Source organism: Streptomyces sp. UNOC14_S4, assembly GCF_020740835.1.
In the GTDB taxonomy this organism is placed as follows: Bacteria; Actinomycetota; Actinomycetes; order Streptomycetales; family Streptomycetaceae; genus Streptomyces.
The window spans coordinates 1-17,236 of record NZ_JAINFC010000120.1 but is presented as its reverse complement, the minus strand read 5'-3'; the positions used below and the strand labels follow the sequence as shown (position 1 = coordinate 17,236).

At 68.9% G+C, this 17,236-nt stretch carries 15 protein-coding genes and 1 CRISPR repeat array; of the genes, 4 read left to right on the top strand and 11 right to left on the bottom strand.

The annotated features are described in order from the left end of the window. Positions 1 to 108 precede the first annotated feature (108 nt). A complete protein-coding gene (locus K6I34_RS38640; RefSeq protein ID WP_308294000.1) occupies positions 109 to 630 on the top strand; it encodes a hypothetical protein in 522 nt (173 codons plus the stop codon). 65 nt (positions 631 to 695) lie between these two features. On the opposite strand, the gene cas2e is transcribed toward K6I34_RS38640, so the two are convergent. From cas2e to K6I34_RS38635, 8 genes are all read right to left on the bottom strand, one after another. Next, positions 696 to 1,049 (bottom strand): type I-E CRISPR-associated endoribonuclease Cas2e, encoded by a 354-nt coding sequence (gene cas2e / locus K6I34_RS13715; RefSeq protein WP_229325752.1) that lies wholly within the window; start codon positions 1,047 to 1,049, stop codon positions 696 to 698. A gap of 24 nt (positions 1,050 to 1,073) precedes the next feature. Further along, entirely contained in the window at positions 1,074 to 2,063 is a 990-nt protein-coding gene (gene cas1e / locus K6I34_RS13710) for a type I-E CRISPR-associated endonuclease Cas1e (protein WP_229325756.1), read from the bottom strand. An 81-nt stretch (positions 2,064 to 2,144) separates the two neighbouring features. Beyond that, positions 2,145 to 2,876, bottom strand: a complete 732-nt coding sequence (gene cas6e / locus K6I34_RS13705) for a type I-E CRISPR-associated protein Cas6/Cse3/CasE (protein WP_229325750.1) — start codon at positions 2,874 to 2,876, stop codon at positions 2,145 to 2,147. Next, the gene (cas5e, locus tag K6I34_RS13700; RefSeq protein ID WP_229325748.1) at positions 2,873 to 3,736 is read right to left on the bottom strand and encodes a type I-E CRISPR-associated protein Cas5/CasD; all 864 of its coding nucleotides are present in this window, start codon (positions 3,734 to 3,736) and stop codon (positions 2,873 to 2,875) included. The genes cas6e and cas5e overlap by 4 nt, the downstream gene beginning before the upstream one ends. Beyond that, complete coding sequence (gene cas7e / locus K6I34_RS13695) at positions 3,733 to 4,890, bottom strand: type I-E CRISPR-associated protein Cas7/Cse4/CasC (protein ID WP_229325746.1); 1,158 nt, start codon at positions 4,888 to 4,890, stop codon at positions 3,733 to 3,735. Before cas7e ends, cas5e begins: the two co-directional genes overlap by 4 nt. Before the next feature lie 50 nt (positions 4,891 to 4,940). Beyond that, positions 4,941 to 5,741 carry a type I-E CRISPR-associated protein Cse2/CasB gene (gene casB / locus K6I34_RS13690; protein WP_229325744.1) on the bottom strand — a complete coding sequence of 267 codons (801 nt, stop codon included), beginning with the start codon at positions 5,739 to 5,741 and terminating at the stop codon, positions 4,941 to 4,943. 69 nt (positions 5,742 to 5,810) lie between these two features. Then, on the bottom strand, positions 5,811 to 7,418 hold the full coding sequence (gene casA, locus K6I34_RS13685) for a type I-E CRISPR-associated protein Cse1/CasA (RefSeq protein ID WP_275127060.1): 1,608 nt from the start codon (positions 7,416 to 7,418) through the stop codon (positions 5,811 to 5,813). Between the two features lie 312 nt (positions 7,419 to 7,730). Beyond that, positions 7,731 to 10,664, bottom strand: a complete 2,934-nt coding sequence (locus K6I34_RS38635; protein WP_229325741.1) for a CRISPR-associated endonuclease Cas3'' — start codon at positions 10,662 to 10,664, stop codon at positions 7,731 to 7,733. A 248-nt stretch (positions 10,665 to 10,912) separates the two neighbouring features. Then, positions 10,913 to 12,042: direct repeats of the CRISPR family, unit length 29 nt; unit sequence GTGGTCCCCGCGCAGGCGGGGGTGTTCCG. A gap of 146 nt (positions 12,043 to 12,188) precedes the next feature. Between K6I34_RS38635 and K6I34_RS13675 the strand changes: the two genes are divergently transcribed. The 3 genes from K6I34_RS13675 to K6I34_RS13665 all read left to right on the top strand — a co-directional run bounded on the left by K6I34_RS13675 (position 12,189) and on the right by K6I34_RS13665 (position 14,926). Further along, the gene (locus K6I34_RS13675) at positions 12,189 to 13,073 is read left to right on the top strand and encodes a LysR family transcriptional regulator (protein ID WP_229325739.1); all 885 of its coding nucleotides are present in this window, start codon (positions 12,189 to 12,191) and stop codon (positions 13,071 to 13,073) included. Between the two features lie 129 nt (positions 13,074 to 13,202). Further along, positions 13,203 to 14,288 carry an S-(hydroxymethyl)mycothiol dehydrogenase gene (locus K6I34_RS13670; protein ID WP_229325737.1) on the top strand — a complete coding sequence of 362 codons (1,086 nt, stop codon included), beginning with the start codon at positions 13,203 to 13,205 and terminating at the stop codon, positions 14,286 to 14,288. Continuing rightward, positions 14,288 to 14,926, top strand: a complete 639-nt coding sequence (locus K6I34_RS13665; protein ID WP_229325735.1) for an MBL fold metallo-hydrolase — start codon at positions 14,288 to 14,290, stop codon at positions 14,924 to 14,926. Before K6I34_RS13670 ends, K6I34_RS13665 begins: the two co-directional genes overlap by 1 nt. Positions 14,927 to 14,959: 33 nt before the next feature. On the opposite strand, the gene K6I34_RS13660 is transcribed toward K6I34_RS13665, so the two are convergent. The 3 genes from K6I34_RS13660 to K6I34_RS13650 all read right to left on the bottom strand — a co-directional run bounded on the left by K6I34_RS13660 (position 14,960) and on the right by K6I34_RS13650 (position 17,156). Continuing rightward, a complete protein-coding gene (locus tag K6I34_RS13660; RefSeq protein ID WP_229325733.1) occupies positions 14,960 to 15,550 on the bottom strand; it encodes a DUF4291 domain-containing protein in 591 nt (196 codons plus the stop codon). A gap of 160 nt (positions 15,551 to 15,710) precedes the next feature. Next, a complete protein-coding gene (locus tag K6I34_RS13655) occupies positions 15,711 to 16,703 on the bottom strand; it encodes a cytochrome c oxidase assembly protein (protein ID WP_374230914.1) in 993 nt (330 codons plus the stop codon). 219 nt (positions 16,704 to 16,922) lie between these two features. Then, positions 16,923 to 17,156: a hypothetical protein gene (locus K6I34_RS13650; RefSeq protein ID WP_229325731.1), complete on the bottom strand. Its 234-nt coding sequence runs from the start codon at positions 17,154 to 17,156 to the stop codon at positions 16,923 to 16,925. Positions 17,157 to 17,236 lie beyond the last annotated feature (80 nt).

Genomic DNA, 17,236 nt, shown 5'->3' with positions numbered 1-17,236 from the left:
GCCATCCTGCGGCTGCGAGCAGCTCGCCCCCGTCGCCAGCCACCCCGAACTCTGGGTCACCGCGCACGGCATCAACCTCCGCCCCTGCCCACCCCCGGAGGCGGACCAGTGACGCCGGTGGAGAAGGACGCCCCACACCACAGCCCCCACAAACACCAGCCGGCCAAGGGAGCGTTCGTCATCGACCTCCGCCAGGACCGGCTCGGGCAGGTCATGGGGCACGAAGGCGCGCTCCTTCAGCTACGTCCGCCCCGCGGCGGCCTCGAGTGGGACGCGCGGGCCGACGACGTCCGCCCCGCGACGGAGACCGAGAAGCTGACAGCCAAGAGCGCAAGCCGCGAACGCGCAGAGCGCAGGAACCAGGTGGGGAAAGTGAACCAGCCCGTGAACCAGCCTACGAGCCAGCCCGTCGTCCCGTTCGCCCGGTGGACGATCGGCCAGGAGAAGATCCCCGCCGTACCCCGGATCATCTACGACCTCGAATGCGTCGTCTGCTTCGACCGGTCCGGCCCCCACCGCTCCTTCGAAGCCGCCCGGAACTGGGCCTTCACCCACAGCGGCCACCACCCCACCCACACCGCCTACCGCGAAACCCTCCACCGTTTCTGGCGCACCGCCCCCGTGGAATAGTCCATCCAGCCACCAGCCCCGGGCCCCGCTGACGAGCGGGGCCCTTTTCCGCACAACCCGCCCGGTCAGCAGGAGGGCTCAGCTGATGGGTCCAGGGACGAGCCGACGTCAGAGCGCGGCATGTCGGTGTATTCCTCGGGGCGGAAAGCGACCAGACTCAGCCCGTCGAAATCAACAGGGATACGGCGGCGTTCGCCAGCTGTCCGCAGCGCATAGCCTTGTTCGTTGGAGTCCGGGTGCACGAGCACTGCCGCGCCCGCACCGATCGAGTCGCTGACGACACTCCAGAGCTCGTCCCGCACTCGCGCCGAGAGGGTTCCGACATACAAGCCCGGCATGGGCTCGATCATCCATCGGGTGAGGGCGCCGCGCACGTGATCAGGAACGGCTGTGGTGGCGAGGACGGTCACGGACGGCATGGTGTTTCCCCTTCTCCGAGGATTTCAGCGCGCCGCATCTGTTGGGTCCGGATCGTCGGAGCCGTCCGAGGAAGGTGCCTCGGCAAAGGCGGATCGGCCCTCGTGGGAGGCGTAGTTCACTCCGGCGGGAACGGACCCGGCGTCCGGGTCCCAGAGGTTGACCAGTTCCACGGCATGGCCATCGGGCAGTGGTACTGCCTCCTCCGGTGCCAGGAGGGACTGGAGGTCTGCGACGATGCGGGGAAGCAGCTTGTACAGGCGCAGCTCCTCGCGAAAGCTGCGTCGGGCCATCGCTTCGGGATGGGGCGAGTCGTGCAGTGAAAAGGCGAGGGGGATGGTGAGTTCCGCCTTGTAGAGGTCGGCGATGTCATAGACAAGTGCGTGCTGTTTTCCTTGGTGCACGAAGCCGAGGGCCGGTGAGCAGCCGAGGGCGACGATGGCCGCGTGGACAATGCCGTACAGGCAGGTGTTCGCGGATGAGAGGGCGAGGTTGACCGGGTCCTGTTCGTCCCAGGAGTCAGGGTCGTAGTTCCGCCGGAATCGACCGATACGGTGCTGTTGTGTGAGAAGTTTGTAGAGCGCCCTGATGCGCTGGCCTTCCAGTCCGCGGAGCGTGTTCAGCGGGGTACTGGGCGGGACGGATATGTTGAAGCGTTTGAGGTACATACGCTGCGCTACGGCAAGGCGTCGGGCAGGGTCGCTCCACTGGTGGACCTGCTGTTCCAGCCACCGGGTCGTCAACGCGTCGGACGTCGTTGCCGAGTAGCAGCGCACACCACCCGATCCGCTGCACACCACGGTGGTTCCGTGGCGGGCGAAGGTGGCCAGTGCGGGCTGGGTGATGGAGGTGCCAGGGCCGAGCAGTACGCAGCTGAGGGCGGCCGTGGGGAGGTAGACACGCGTGGTTTCACCGTCGGCGCTCGTCGTCTCGGCGCTGACTCCGGTGTCGTCCTGGACGATGCGGACGACGTCCGCGTACAGGAACGACAGGGAGTCACCGACGCGGGGAAGCATCGCGAGGGTCGGGGCGGCGATGCGACGTCGCGCGGAGCTCTGACCCTTGCGTGAGGGAGTAACGGTCACTGGTGTGGTTCCTCACGCACTCAGGTGTGCGGGAGCGAGGCTGAGCAGTCCGCAGCCGTAGGACTTGCTGCGGCCGATACCATGCAGGAGCGCGTGGCGCAGCGCGTCGGCGTCGTGGATCGTCGCGATGCCGTCGAAGCGTGTGCCCTTGTGGTGGACTGCGATCTTGTCCGTGCCTGCGGTTCGGCCAGTCCTGTGCCAGGCGGTGAGGGTGTCCGCGGTGTCGGCCTGGACGGTGTGCAGGGTGAGCCCGGCTCTGTGGGCCTGGGCCGCCCACCAGTTCTCGGCGTCGGGGCCGTGCAGGACGATGGCCTGCTTCCAGCGGCCCTCGGTGCTGTTGCGGCCGCATCGTTTGATGGCGTTGCCGAACAGCCGGTAGCGGACGGTCAAGCCGGGCCGCAGGGCCTCGAGTACGGGGGACATCTCTCGGATGCCGACATGCGCGTATCCGTCCGGCAGCCGGCTGGCGTCGGGGGCTGTCCGGCTCTGCACGAGGAGGGTGGGGGCTCCGGTGCCGTCGTGGTCGAGGCGGAAGAGGAGGCCTGCGCGGGCTCGCGGGCTGTCACCCAGGCCGTCGGGGAACAGGGCCATGAGCCGTCGATGCAGGACCGCGATGTCCCTGAGGTCGTGCTGGACTGCCCTGCTCGCCGGGTTCAGGAGCAGTCTGGCCAGCCAGGCTGTCGTGGTCTGGACAGTGTCCGCGGCGAGGGGTGCGGCGGGCATGGTGTGCACGTCGGTGGTCATGCGTCGGCTTCCTGCGGTGCGGGCGGGCGGAGGTAGGCGATGAGCTCGTCGAGGTAGGCGGGGCCGTAGCCCTTGCACAGGTCGGCGGGAAGCCGACAACTGGCCGCATAAGAAGGGCGACTGCGATAGACGCGGTCGCGTTGCGTCAGGCGTACGGGTTCGTCGTTGAGGGAGGTGACGGACGCCCGGGAGGAGACTGTGACGGGGAAGCCGACGGGGAAGGGTGCGTCAGCGGTGAACCGTACGGGGACGGTGGCTTCCCGGTCGGTGGTGTGGGGCGTACGGGGGCGGACGCGAGCGAGAGGGACGCCGGTAAGGAGTTCGGAGACGGGGTCGGACACCTGCGTGGCAACGACGAGTGGCGCACCGGGTGGACAGGAACGGCGGCCGAGGTACAGGGGCCAGCGGGGCGCGGCCAGAGCGGCAGCACAGACTGTGGTGAGTTCGGTGGGGTCGGGTGCCTCGGGTGCGGTGACCGCGATGGTGAAGACGGCGTCGGCCAGGTAGTGACGGTGGGAGATGATGGTGGTCTGACCGGCACCGCGTCGGCCGCCCTTCGCGGTGGGGACGGTGCGATGGGCAGGCAGGCCGCCTCCGATGGTGTGGTAGTCCCTCACCCGCGTACCAGGGCGGTCGTGACGTACCGTGAAGCGCAGGTGCCCGAGCCGTTCGAAGAGGGTCGGCTCGTCACGGTCACCGGTTCCGCCGACGGCTTGGTCCCGGGGGATGCCGAGAGCCGAGGCGATCAGGCCGATGAGACCGGAGCGGGTCGGGTGGGCGACGGTGTCACGGTCGTTGAAAGCGCTGTGTTCCCCCCATGACTGCAGGGGTCCGCCGACTTGCATGATGAAGCCGCTCACGCTGCCCGGCTCCCGTTCCCGAAGGCCGCGGCAAGGGCTCCAGTGACCAGGGCAGGGTAGGACTCGACCCGGTCTCCCAGGGTTTCACGGGGTGTGTCGTCCACACCGGCGTATGCGCTGTGCAGGCGTCCGTTGTCGCCGAGGAGGGTGTTGACCCTGGCCGCGTAGGTGGCCAGGGCAGTGCGGGAGGGCTCTGCCCAGCCGGTGAGCTCGGCGCGTACAGGCTGTTCGAAAGCGGCGGCGAGGGAGACCGGCCGGTCCGTTCGGACCGCTACGTGCACCAGGTCGGGGATGCTGTGCGGGGCAGTGGAGTTCTTCTTGGCGGAGGGCATGCTCTGGATGAACTCCGTCAAGAACGCCCCGGCGAGTTCGCGGGCCATCGCCGGGTCGGTGACATTGCCGGTCAGGTCGCGCAAGTCGAGCGTGGCGTACCGGTAGAAGACGCCACTGCTGTATTCGCCGGTGTTCATGTGGGCGCTGCCGGCATCGGTGGCCCATTGGGCGACGTCATCGACAGCGGTGAAGAAGTCGGCCTGCACCGAGGTGCTGTGGGTGGTGAACGCATGGGCGACTTGGACGGCGCCGTCCACTCCCGCGCCGGGTATCTCCGCCAGCATCCGGCCGAAGAGGGCTATGGAGCCATTGTGGGATCGGAGAATCTCGTGGATGGCGTCCTTGGGGAGCTGGGACTTGGTGGCGGCTTTGGTTCCGAGGACCTTCTCCAGCTTGTCCCGGTACTGTTCGGCGATGTCGGCCAGAAGTCCGGCCGCATTGTCGGGCAGGAACAGCAGCGAGGCGGTGGTGTCGTTGTCCTCCAGGCCGAGCTTGGATTCGGTCGAGGTGATGACCTGGGTGCCCGCGAGCTCGGCCAGCTCCTTGGGCCAGCCCCGCTCGATGAGGTTCTCGGCGACCTGACGGGGAAGTCGGCGGGTTCGGCGGGCCTTGTGCCCGATCCGTTCCTCGACCGCGAGCCTCGTGGGCCGCTTCCATGCCTGGCTGGAGACGCGGGTGCGTGTGGTGCCACCGTAGGTCACGGTCTTGGGCGATCCGAGATCGTCTCTATTGACGTTGCTGAATGGCAATGTCTGCAGGATGTGCACGTCTATGTAGCGCGGGCTGCGGGACAGCATGGCGTCGAGGTGCTGTGTCGTCATGATGCGGTTCCTGATTTCTGTGCGCTGAGGAAATGGCAGGTCAGGGGCGGTCAGGCAGGCGGCTTGGCAAGGCGGAGCGTGCGGTAGTAGTCCTCCAGCCAGCGCCTGACGGTTTCGTCACGTCGCCGGGGCCACCGCACGAGATCGCGGAGGAGCCGTCCGTAGTCCACCGGTACGCCCGCGGAGCCGAGCTGACGAACGACAGCAGGCAGCATGCGGTGCAGGCCCTCGATGTCCTGCCGGACCAGCAGGTGCAGCCGCTGCTCGACGCCGCTCACCCTGTCCTCGCTCTTGCACGTGTCCGCCGACGTCTCCTGGGTGCCGCCTGTTCCCGGGGCAGTGGCCCGTTCCCGGCGAACAGTGAGCTGAGCCAGGCTCTCCCCCAGGCTCGTCCCCCAGGAAAACTGCTGTGCCTGTGCCTCGGCCTCGGAGGACTCGCTCTGCTCCGCAGGGGAGGCGGGATCGGCGCCCGGCCCGGTGGCGCCCGTACCACTCTTGTCACCCTTGTCACCGGCGTCCGCAGCACGCCGGGCATCCGCATCAGCACGGCGTTCCGCACGAGGCCGGGCAGCTATCAAAGCGGCCACCGCGTAGTAGGCGCGCTTGACCGTGGTATCCGAACGGTCGGGTACGAGGCCGTGGCGCAGCAAGGCGGCATGGGTCCGGGCAGGGACTTCGTCCACCGGGCGGGCCAGTCCTGCCCGCAGCGCCTGTTGGGTGCCGGGGCGTTCGCACGCCTGACGCACGCAGGCGACGAATGTGTCGTAAGTCTTGAGCTTTTCGTGACGGGGCGTGAGAGGTGGGGCTGTGCCGGGGCGCGGGGCGCCGAGGTCTTCGCTGGTCGGTCTCATCGGTCCTTCTTCCGGGAGCTACGAGATATCACCCGCTGCGTGCGATCACGCATGCGGGCTCGCTTCAGGTCAGGCACGGACCTTGAGAAGGCTGCGGACCAGACCGCGAGCACCTTCCCGGGCCTTGGCTCCGCGAGGCTGGGATGCCACGGCTTCCGTCACGTCGTCGAAGACACGCAGGGCGATCCGGCCGAACGATGGCAGCGCCGCGGTGAAGTCCTCGGAATCCAGCAACTCCCAGAAACACTCCTCGGCTGCCGGCCAATACGCTGCCGATGCCGCTTCGGGCCACGGTCCGCTGTCCTTCTCCTTACCCTTTTTCAGCCGACGCCCGGACTTGTCGTCGTCGGTCGGCAACGTATAGGCCCGCCACGCGCTGCGCAGCGCGGTCTCCAGTCTCCACGCCGCGCGTTCCGCGGCCTCGCGACCTTCCTTGACCCCCAAGGCGAGCAGCGAGTCGGGCTGCGTACCAGAGGAGGTGAGGAGGGTGCACAACGGCGGGGTCACGGCAGTGAAATAGCTGCGGTCCCGGGTCTGGCCGTCCTGGTCGAAACCATAGGCGGCGACCCTCAAGTGCTGGAATACCTCCTCGGGCAACTGCCCGCCGGTCAGCCCCTCGAAGACCGGCGGCCCGCGGCTCTTGTCACCCCGGTCCTGCAGAATCAAACCGTCCAGGTCCCGCCACAGCGCCCGTTCCGCATCCGCCTTGCGCGGATACAGCATTCCGTCCTTGGCTTCGTCCCAGATGAGATAGGGGTCACGGACTTCGGGCCGGTTCTCGCGCAGCGCCCATGTGATCGTCGCGTCCACGGCGCTCCCCCCGTCCGGAGACGGTTTGAGCAGCACAGCATGCTGGTGCCGCGCGGTCAGCATGCTCATCGACCCCGCGGCCGGCGCAGGCGCTTCCATCACTGCCGACGGCCGGTCGTCTTCCCACGGGCAGAGATCGTCTTCGCTGGAGGAAGATCCCGGCCAGGAATCCGGGCCGGGGATACCCAGGAGCAGCGACTCGTACAGGTTTCGGCCCAGCGGATGGCACGACAGCACCCGTCGCAGGGGACCAGCCATCGTGTTGCCGTAGCGCTGGCCGTTGACCGTACGGGGTGTGCACTGCCCCGACGCTCCGTAGTAGAGCTGCGCCAGGAGATGAAGAAATGCCTCGTCCGACGGGAGCGGCGCGGGATCGTCGTCCGTGAAATGCCCGAAGAATACCTGGTTGTTGCCCGAGGGGCGGCCGAGCACCAACTTGTTGATCCCCGATGACGAAGCACATTCATGGGCGAGCCGCGCGTCCTGCAGGAATGGCCGCTGCGGGTCGTAGAGCATCAGCCCGTCCGCGCACTTGGCGAAGTATTCGTCCACACCGGGGGCCTCACCCGCCCGCTTGGGTGCGAACGACGCGTGTTCTGCAAGCAGTTCGAACCGACGATCCAGCCAGTCGTCGACATTGCTGCCGAGCTTATCAAGTCCGGTGATACGTGCGGCGATCGCGTACAACATGCGCAGCAATGCGGATGCGGCAGCGGGGGACGCGACAGCGAGACCCTGGAACTCGTGGGCTCGAAGGAACAGTTCGCGAAGACCCACCCGTTCTGTCATACCTGCGTGCGTGAGCACAGGCGCACAAGGCCGGAGGTCGAGCGGGTAGCGGGCGTCATCGGCCGCGGCGGCAGACATGGAGCAGGACACCCCGATCGTCAGGAGAGCTGCATGGGCAGGTGGGAACGGCATCGAGCAGGCCATACTCTTGGAGGCCTCCGCGATCCGTAGAGATCTCCGCTCAGGCGGAGGTGAACCGATGGGCAGGCGGGAAGGGAATACTCCCGAACCGCTCTTCCCCGCAAAGCGGGGGATCATGTCGGGTCCTCTCCGCAGACCACAGAGAGGACCCGACGAACCCCACAACGTTCGCGGAATCACCGTACGACGAGATGGTCAGCTCCCGCACATGACGTATAAAGATGGTCAGGCGCGAAGCTCGAACTTGACTCAAACCAAGCGTTCAGCGACCAGTCCAAGTGCACGGTCGTACGTAATGCGCGTGTCCCCGACGGTCGCGCCTTCCACGCGCCCTTCGCCATCGACGCGATGCGGCAGAAGGACCAAGCGAGCAAGACGCGGCTCCTTGCGCCACCCGGCGGGGGGCTGGTGCGGCGTGCCGCATGCGGCACGCCATGACCCATGAGACAGGGGTGCCACATGGGAGAGAAGTTCGCGAACCTCCCGGACGGTGAACCGTCCGTCTCGCCCGCTACCGGACAGCGGGAGTGGCTGAGTACATTCCTCATCCAGCCACTGGCCCGTGCCGTCGTCGAAGACCGGCAGCACCTGGACGGAATCGGAGCCCAGACGCGTGCGGACCAGTTCCTCGTCCACATCGCTGGTCGTGAGAGCGTGCAGGGAGGTGACCCTGCTGGGCTTCGGCAGTGCGGCCATGTCGGCCAAGGCGGTGCGTGCCATGTCCTCGGCGAGACGTTTGAAGTCACGCTCCATCAGCTTTTCCGGTGCGACAGAGGGGAAGTTCTCCGCATAGACACCGTCCACCAGGCGCTGCACGTCTTCCGGTATGGCGATGGATGCGTCCTTGCGCTGCTCCAGGAGTTCAAGCGTGCGCTGCAGTAGCGCCGGGTCGTACACCTCACCCCACGACACGGGGACGGCTAACTCGCTCTTCTCGCCCACGGGAGCGAGAACGACGAGGCGCGGCCCACGGGCCCAAGCCGGGCGCGGCGGGGCGGGCTTTCGATGGCGCCAGACACGACCTGCCCGTTGCAGAAGCATGGCCATAGGTGCCAGGTCAGACACGACCAGGTCGAAGTCCAGGTCGAGGGACTGTTCGATGACCTGTGTGGCGACAAGTACCGCTCCCCGGGGGCCAGTCGGCCGTCTGGTCCCGCGCTTGTCTGTGCGCCCGAACCACGACTCGACCTCAGCGGTGATCGACGCGCGTCCGCCGGCGGGGAACCGAGCGTGCAGCAGCCGGAGGTGAGGTCTGGCTGCGGAGTCGCGGCATCCCCTGTCACCCTTCGCGCGGTCGTCCCATCCGAGATAGCTGTCGCCGTACCGGGCTTGGTAGTGCGCGCGCAAGGCCTCGTAGGTCTTTTGCGCTTCTGCGACAGTCGTACAGATGACAGCTGCACAGCCGCCCGTGGTGGCCACGTTCTCCAGCGTCTCCAGCAGCACGGTGAGACGCCCATTCGCGATGTCCGGGTCGTAGGTGTGCTGGACGGTTCGGAGCGCGACATCGAGGTCGCGGCGCTGTTCACTGACGATCGGCTCAGCGGGCTCGATGAGACGGGAACCGTCCGCGGAGGAGTAGATCCATCCCGGGTAGGCGGGGGCGGGAAGCTCACGCGAGACGCCGCTTGGGTTGGCTCCGGAGAGGTAGGCGCGGACCATGCCCCGTGCGGTCTCACCGGTGAGCGTCGCGGACAGCAGCACCACGGGTACGCCGAGGGCTCCCAGCCACTCGAGCAGGCGCAGCAGCAGGGCGTGGGTGTAGGTGTCATAGGCGTGCGCCTCGTCGATGATGACCGTTTTCCCCGCGAGACCTAAATGGCGCAGGGCGTTCCTCTTGAGTGGCAGCACCCCCATGAGTGCTTGGTCGATCGTGCCGACGGCCAGTGGTGCGAGGATGCCTCGCCCCTGTGCGCGCAGCCAGCGGCTGGTTTCGACCGAAATCCTGGCGTCCCTGGAGTCTGTGGGGTCGTGGTCGGACAGCACGCGCGGCTCAACAGTGTCGAGCTCAGGCGTAGCAGGTTGAGCTTCGGCGTAAGGGGCGTAAAGGTCTGCTGCGCCGTGCAAAAGTGTCAGCTGGGACGGTGTCAGCAGGTTCCGTTCCGCGAAATCGACGAGCCGTCCGTACATCTGATTGGCCGTGGCTTGGGTGGGAAGAGCGAGGAAGAGCCCGACAGAACCGCTTGCTTCCCCCATCAATGATGCCGCGTACAGGGCTGTCTCCGTCTTGCCCTCTCCGGTAGGGGCAGTGACAAGGAGGATGCCCGGCCCGGCCAACTGAGCCTTCGCCAGCCCTTGCTCGACACTGAGCTGCAGCGGATGTGGTATCTCGATGTCGGGAAACAGATCACGAAATCCGCCGTTCCTGAACGCAGCGTTCCCCAGACCGGCTTCGTCGAGCAACCCCGGAGCCAAGCCCTCTATCCGGCGGGCGTGGGTTTTCAGGTCGGGCAGCGAGCCGGAGTCCACACTCCCCGCTGCGGCCTTCTGTTGTCCGGTGATGACGTGCTCTTGGCTGGCGATCCAGTCGGAGACGATCACCATGCCGGCAATCACCACAGCTTCCGTCACTGGCACCGCCCGCGACCGCGGGATCGGCGGACGTCCGAGCACGTCGTACAGGGCCTGCACGTGCTTCTTTCGTTGCACCGCCCACTCCCCCGTGCCCAACTCCGGCATGCGCTGCAATGGATCGCGCAGGTGTTGTGGATCGTTGTCCCGCGGATAGCGGCCGTGATGCCCTCCAAGCACCTGGGCAATCTGCGTCAGCAACAGAGCGGACGAGCGTCCCGAGCGCGGATAGCCGAGCGCAGCCAGCAGTGAGGGCAACGCTGCGTGCGTGGCGTGCTCGTGCCGAATCCGGTTCGTCTTGCTGTCCGCGTCGCGATCATGGGCATACTGCGCTTCCGCGAGGAACGAGCAGTGAGTGGGCCGCTTCTTCAGAATCATGTCCTGGAACTGGGGCATGATCTTCCCCAGATCGTGCAGGCCCGCCCAGAACATCACCGTGGCCCGAGCGTCCGCCGCGCTCAAACCCAGCGCGTTGGCGATGATTTCCCTCCGAGCTGCGCCCAGCACTCGGTCCCACACCGCCCCGCAGACCCAAGCCGTGTCAATCAGGTGACTGATGACTGGATAAGGCTCGTCTAACCCCTCGGACTTGCCTCGAACCCGCGGATCGACCACAACAACCTCCCCGGCTGGACTCTGTCCGGCAAAGTCCACCACACGCCACTGACAACGCCCCGTGAGGGAAGCGGCTCAACATCACGATCAGGCCCACCCAGTCCTGAGAGTCGAGGCACCCGAGGCGCCGCTGCAGCACAGCTGCTGTCACTTCGGCCTGAGCTATCTGCAACTATGAAGCCACGCTGGACAGCCACACCGCAGGCAAAGAAAACGCAAAGGGCTCCTGAAAGCGCAGCTCAGGAAGTGTGGTCCCCGCGCAGGCGGGGGTGTTCCGTCGCGGTCCCTGGTCGCGAAATCCCTGGAATCGTGGTCCCCGCGCAGGCGGGGGTGTTCCGGGGCCAAGCGCTGGCGCATCTGGCGCCCCACCGTGGTCCCCGCGCAGGCGGGGGTGTTCCGTTGGAGACGTCCCGGTATACCGAACGCGAGGTGTGGTCCCCGCGCAGGCGGGGGTGTTCCGTCGCCCTGGGTGACTCGTACTTTGACACCGTCGTGGTCCCCGCGCAGGCGGGGGTGTTCCGGATCTCCCGGCGGATCTGCACTTTGCGGGTCGGTGGTCCCCGCGCAGGCGGGGGTGTTCCGCCGCGGCCGCAGCTTTCGCCGCCTACGACGCCGTGGTCCCCGCGCAGGCGGGGGTGTTCCGGCGACCTGCGTGCTCCGCGGCATCGAGATGCAGTGGTCCCCGCGCAGGCGGGGGTGTTCCAGGCCGAGGGCTCCCAGGACCGGTACGGAAGGAGTGGTCCCCGCGCAGGCGGGGGTGTTCCGATTCCTTCGCAGGGATCTCTTTTATTTACATGGTGGTCCCCGCGCAGGCGGGGGTGTTCCGAAGGCTTTCCTGCCCTCGGACATGATCGAGCCGTGGTCCCCGCGCAGGCGGGGGGTGTTCCCCCTCCGCTCGCCCGCGCCCGGCGCCCCGACGCGTGGTCCCCGCGCAGGCGGGGGTGTTCCGCTTCCCGCCGACCTGTGCAAGGGCTACGGCCCGTGGTCCCCGCGCAGGCGGGGGTGTTCCGGTGAGGTTGTCCAGCAGCCACGAGGACTTGCGGTGGTCCCCGCGCAGGCGGGGGTGTTCCGGAGGACACAAAGCAGTGATGGGAAGGATCAAGGTGGTTCCCCGCGCAGGCGGGGGTGTTCCGGCCCTGCCCGCCAAGGGCGCCCGCGTCGCCCTGTGGTCCCCGCGCAGGCGGGGGTGTTCCGTTCTGGAACCGGTGGCCGACCGACCACCGCGCGTGGTCCCCGCGCAGGCGGGGGTGTTCCGCCGATCACCATGACGTGCTGACGGTCCGTGTCGTGGTCCCCGCGCAGGCGGGGGTGTTCCGGCCACCGCCGGCGCCGGTCCCCACACGCCGGTGCGGTCCCCGCGCAGGCGGGGGGTGTTCCGGCACCAACGGCCCGCACGCTGAGGAAGGCGGCGCGGCCTTCCAGGTCGTCCCCGCTCAAGCAGGGCCGACCGGCCAGTGCGGCAGAGCCCCCAAAGCAAGGCCCCTGCCAGCCCCGCTCCCGATCCAGCACCTAGCATGCTGAATCATGGAACTCAGACACCTCGAGCACTTCGTGGCCGTCGCCGAGGAGCAGCACTTCACTCACGCCGCCGAGCGTCTCCGCGTCGCCCAGTCCGGGGTGTCCGCGTCCGTGCGGTCCCTGGAGCGGGAGTTGGGGGCGGAGTTGTTCATCCGTACCACTCGGCGCGTGGGGCTCACCGACGCCGGGCGGGCGCTGCTCGTCGAGGCTCGGCGGACGCTGGCGTGCGCTGCCGCGGCCCGGGAGGCGGTTGCCGCCGTGCAAGGGCTGATGGGCGGCACGCTTTCGGTCGGCACGGAGCAGTGCATGGGTACCGTCGACGCCGGTGCGCTGCTCGCCTCGTTCCATGCGCTGCATCCGCAGGTGGAGGTGCATATGGAGCAGGCCGGTTCCGGGCGGCTGCTGGAGCAGGTGCGGCGGGGGGAGCTCGATCTGGCCTTCGTCGTGCACGACGACGTCCACGACGGGGTGCGGCTGCGCCGGATCGCCGAGGAGCCGTTGATGCTGCTCTGCCGGGCCGACCATCCGCTGGCTGGGCTGAGCGGGCCCGTTCCCCTGGCTCGGCTCGCCGGTGAGGTGTTCGTCGACCTGCACCCCGACTGGGGCGCGCGCCGCGCCGCCGACCTCGCGTTCGCCGACGCGGGCGTGACACGGAAGGTCGCCCTCCAGGTCAACGACGTCTATACCCTCCTCGACCTGGTCTCGCGCGGCCTCGGCGCCGCGGTCGTGCCGCGCCCCGTGACGCTCAAGGAGCAGGCGCGCGGGCTCAGCGCCGTACCGCTCGAAGGGCCGGTGCGGTGGAAGGTGGGGGTCGCGGTCCCTGCCGCCGGGCAGCCGACGGCCGCGGCCCGGGCTCTGCTGGCCACCATCGACCACGACCGGCACGAGTAACCAGCCGTCAGCTCTCGCGATTGATCGCCATCGCTGCTCAATGTGATCGCAACGGGATGTTGGACACCGCGTCGCTTCCGGCGCAGAGTGGGAGCGACCGATTCACCGAGAAAGGCAGGCTGTCCCCTCATGGCGCAAGAAGTACGCGGTGTCATCGCACGCGGCAAGGGCGAACCCGTACGGGTCGAGACGATCGTGGTGCCCGACCCGGGGCCCGGCGAGGCCGTGGTGAAGATTCAGGCGTGCGGGGTGTGCCACACGGACCTGCACTACCGGGAGGGCGGGATCAACGACGAGTTCCCCTTCCTGCTCGGGCACGAGGCCGCCGGTGTGGTGGAGTCGGTCGGGGCCGGGGTGACCGAGGTCGCTCCGGGTGACTTCGTGATCCTCAACTGGCGCGCGGTCTGCGGGCAGTGCCGGGCCTGTCTGCGCGGGCGCCCCTGGTACTGCTTCAACACCCACAACGCGAAGCAGAAGATGACGCTCACGGACGGCACCGAGCTCTCCCCCGCGCTGGGCATCGGCGCGTTCGCGGAGAAGACGCTGGTCGCCGCGGGTCAGTGCACCAAGGTCGACCCCGCCGCCTCCCCGGCCGCGGCCGGGCTGCTCGGCTGCGGCGTGATGGCCGGCCTCGGCGCCGCGATCAACACGGGTGCCGTGGGGCGCGGTGACACCGTCGCCGTCATCGGCTCCGGCGGCGTGGGCGGCGCGGCGATCGCCGGTGCTCGGCTGGCGGGCGCCTCGAAGATCATCGCCCTGGACATCTCCGACGCCAAGCTGGAGAAGGCGAAGTCCCTGGGCGCCACGCACACCGTCAACTCCCGCTCCGTCGACGGCGTCGAGGCGATCCGTTCGCTCACCGGCGGTTTCGGCGCGGACGTGGTGATCGACGCGGTGGGCCGCCCGGAGACGTACGAGCAGGCCTTCTACGCCCGCGACCTCGCCGGGACGGTCGTCCTGGTGGGCGTGCCGACGCCGGAGATGAAGCTGGAGCTGCCGCTGCTGGACGTCTTCGGGCGCGGCGGTTCGCTGAAGTCGTCCTGGTACGGGGACTGCCTGCCCTCGCGCGACTTCCCGATGCTGATCGACCTCTACCTCCAGGGGCGGCTGGACCTCGACGCGTTCGTCAGCGAGACCATCACGCTGGACGAGGTGGAGGAGGCCTTCCACCGCATGGAGAAGGGCGAGGTCCTGCGTTCCGTGGTGATGCTGTGATGGCGGAGGCGGCGGCCCGTATCGAGCACCTGGTCACCTCCGGCACCTTCGCCCTCGACGGCGGGGTCTGGGAGGTCGACAACAACGTCTGGCTCGTCGGGAACGACGAGGAGGTCCTCGTCATCGACGCGGCCCACGACGCCGACGCGATCGAGAAGGCGGTCGGCGGCCGCAGGCTGGTCGCGATCGTGTGCACCCACGCCCACAACGACCACATCGACGCGGCCCCCGAGCTCGCGGACCGTACGGGCGCGCCGGTCCTGCTGCACCCGGCCGACCGGGAGCTGTGGGACGCCACCCACCCGGGCAAGGCGCCGTCGGGCGAGCTGGCCGACGGCCAGGTCCTGTCGGTGGCCGGTACGGAGCTGACCGTGCTGCACACCCCCGGTCACAGCCCGGGCGGCGTCTGCCTCCATGCCTCGGCGCTGACGACGGTGTTCACCGGTGACACGCTCTTCCAGGGCGGTCCCGGGGCGACGGGGCGGTCCTTCTCGGACTTCCCCACGATCGTCGACTCCATCCGGGACCGGCTGCTGTCCCTGCCGCCGGAGACGGTGGTCCGTACGGGCCACGGCGCGACGACCACCATCGGCGGGGAAGCCCCGTGCCTTCCGGAGTGGATCGCCAGGGGGCACTGACCCCACCCGCCCGTACGAGCCGGACGGCCCCCCTCAGCGCAGGTGCGCGAGCAGGTCGGCCGTGGGCTCGTACGGGCGCTCCGGCGGGAGGAGGGCGGTCGCCGCGTCGAGGTCGCCCGCCGTGACCAGCGCGTGGATCTCCTCCGCGAGCGGGGTGACGTCGGTGATGGAGACCGTCCACTCGTCCGCGTACCGGCGGGTGGCCTCACCGGCCAGGCCCAGTTGGAGGGAGCGGTACGGGAGAGCGCGGAGGCGCAGGTCGCGCTCGGGGTCCCACTGGACGCGCGCCGGTGCCGACTTCAGGGCGTGCCGCCAGGTGTCACGGTCGGGGTGCACGTCGGGGTCGTAGTGGGACAGGCACGCGTTGCCCAGCGCCCACTCGAACCCCGCGCGGTCGATCTCGACGGCGAGGACGTGCTCCTGGCCGGGCTTGGTGGCCCAGCCGCAGCGGTACATCATCCACAGGAACGAGGGCTTGATCCACGTCATCCGCTCCCGCTTCCACGCGGGCGGGAAGCGGCCGTCCCGGGCGGCGGGCAGGGCGAGGTGGGGCGCGTAGGCCTGGTAGACGGTGATCGTGGTGTCCGTGTGCACCGCGCGGATCCGGCGGCTCTGATCTTGCATGCGACGAGTTTCACCGAGGCCGGCGAAGTGGGGAAAGCGAATTATGGGAGCCGGGGGCGCCTATTGGGGTGCCTCGTGAGCTCAGTGTGCGTCTGCGGGTTGTATGTGGCTTGTCGCGCCCACGCGGCGGAGCCGCAAAGACAACACAGCCCCGCGCCCCTTATGGGGCACCCCGCCGGAAGCGCTCGCCGACCACGCCCTGGTCCGTCTCCCACCACGGGCGGGTGAGCTCCGGCGCCGGGTGTCCAGCGGCCTCCGCGGTGGGCGCGGCCGGCACCGTCGGGAGCTCCGCGTCGAGTCTGCGGTCCAGCTCCGCGGTCCTGGCGCCTTCGGCGCGCCGCCACTCGACGAAGACCGCGATGAGGAACGGCAGGCCGACGAGTTCGGCGATCGACAGCATCAGACCGCCGCCGAGCGCCTGGTCGCGGTCGGGGCTCGGGCCCCAGTCACGCTGCTGCGCGCTGTACCAGCCGCCCGCGATCAGGGTGCCGCTGGTCATCACGACGATGCCGGGCACCGCGTCGACCAGCCCGTCGAGGAAGACCAGCAGTGCCCGTACCGGGTGGCTGCACCAGGAGGGCAGCAGTTCCTCGCGGGTGAGCATGGGCAGGACGAAGAGGCTGCCCGCCGCCAGGAGGTGCAGGTACATCAGCCGGTGGACGGCGCCGTCGCGCAGCGCCGTCTCGAAGTAAGGCGTGAAGTAGATGCACAGCTCGGTCGCGAGGACGAGCACGGTGCTGATCAGCGGGTAGGTGAGGACGCGGACGACCGGTCCGCGCATCGCCTTCTCCAGCCGCTCGGCGCCCCGGGCGGGCAGGGCTCGGCGGGCGAGGGAGAGCGGGTCGCCGAGGGCGAGCCCGAGCGGGGCGATGAGGTCGAGCAGGATGTTCTGTACGGCGGCGGGCCAGAAGAGGACGCGGTCGTAGACCGCGAGGGACGACAGCGTCGCGACGGCGACCGCCCCGAGGCCGAGGAGCGCGAACGCGCAGGTCCGGCCGACGGACCAGCGCTCCCCCCGCCGTACGACCCGCGCGACGCCCCAGGCGTACAGGCCGCCGAGGAGCACGATGAGGGCGAGCCCGAAGGGATCGGCCTGCCAGGTGGTGAAGGCGCGGCCGGTGGTGAGCTCGGGGAGGGCGTACGTCGGTGACACGAGCGTCAGCGTAGACCTGCCCGTAGTGGATCTACGGGCAGGTCGGGCGACTTGGGCGTTCCATGGGAAAGCGTGCGTGACAGCCCCTGCGGCACCATGACGGGGTCATAGCGGAGTCAAGGATTCCCCAAGGGTTCGAGGGGTTCCTCTGAAGGCCTGAAGGGGTTCCCGAAGGCCTGAAGGGGCTTCCCGAGATCCGAAGAAGATCCGAGGCCGCACTCACAGCAGCCCGCGGGTCCGCCCGTGCCCCGCGTAGTAGTCCCGCAGCCCCGGAAGCTGCGGCCGCAGCGGCCAGGGCACGGTGGAGACGACCGCGAGCCGGATCTGCGGATAGCGGACGCGGGCGAGCTCGAAGGAGTGGACGAGCAGCCGGGTCGCCTCCGTCGGCTCGTGCAGGCCCCGCGGGGTCTCCTCCGCGGACGGGGGCGCGAAGCCGAAATCCGTCCACCACACGGGCTTGTCCGTCGGGCGACTTGGGCGTTCCATGGGAAAGCGTGCGTGACAGCCCCTGCGGCACCATGACGGGGTCATAG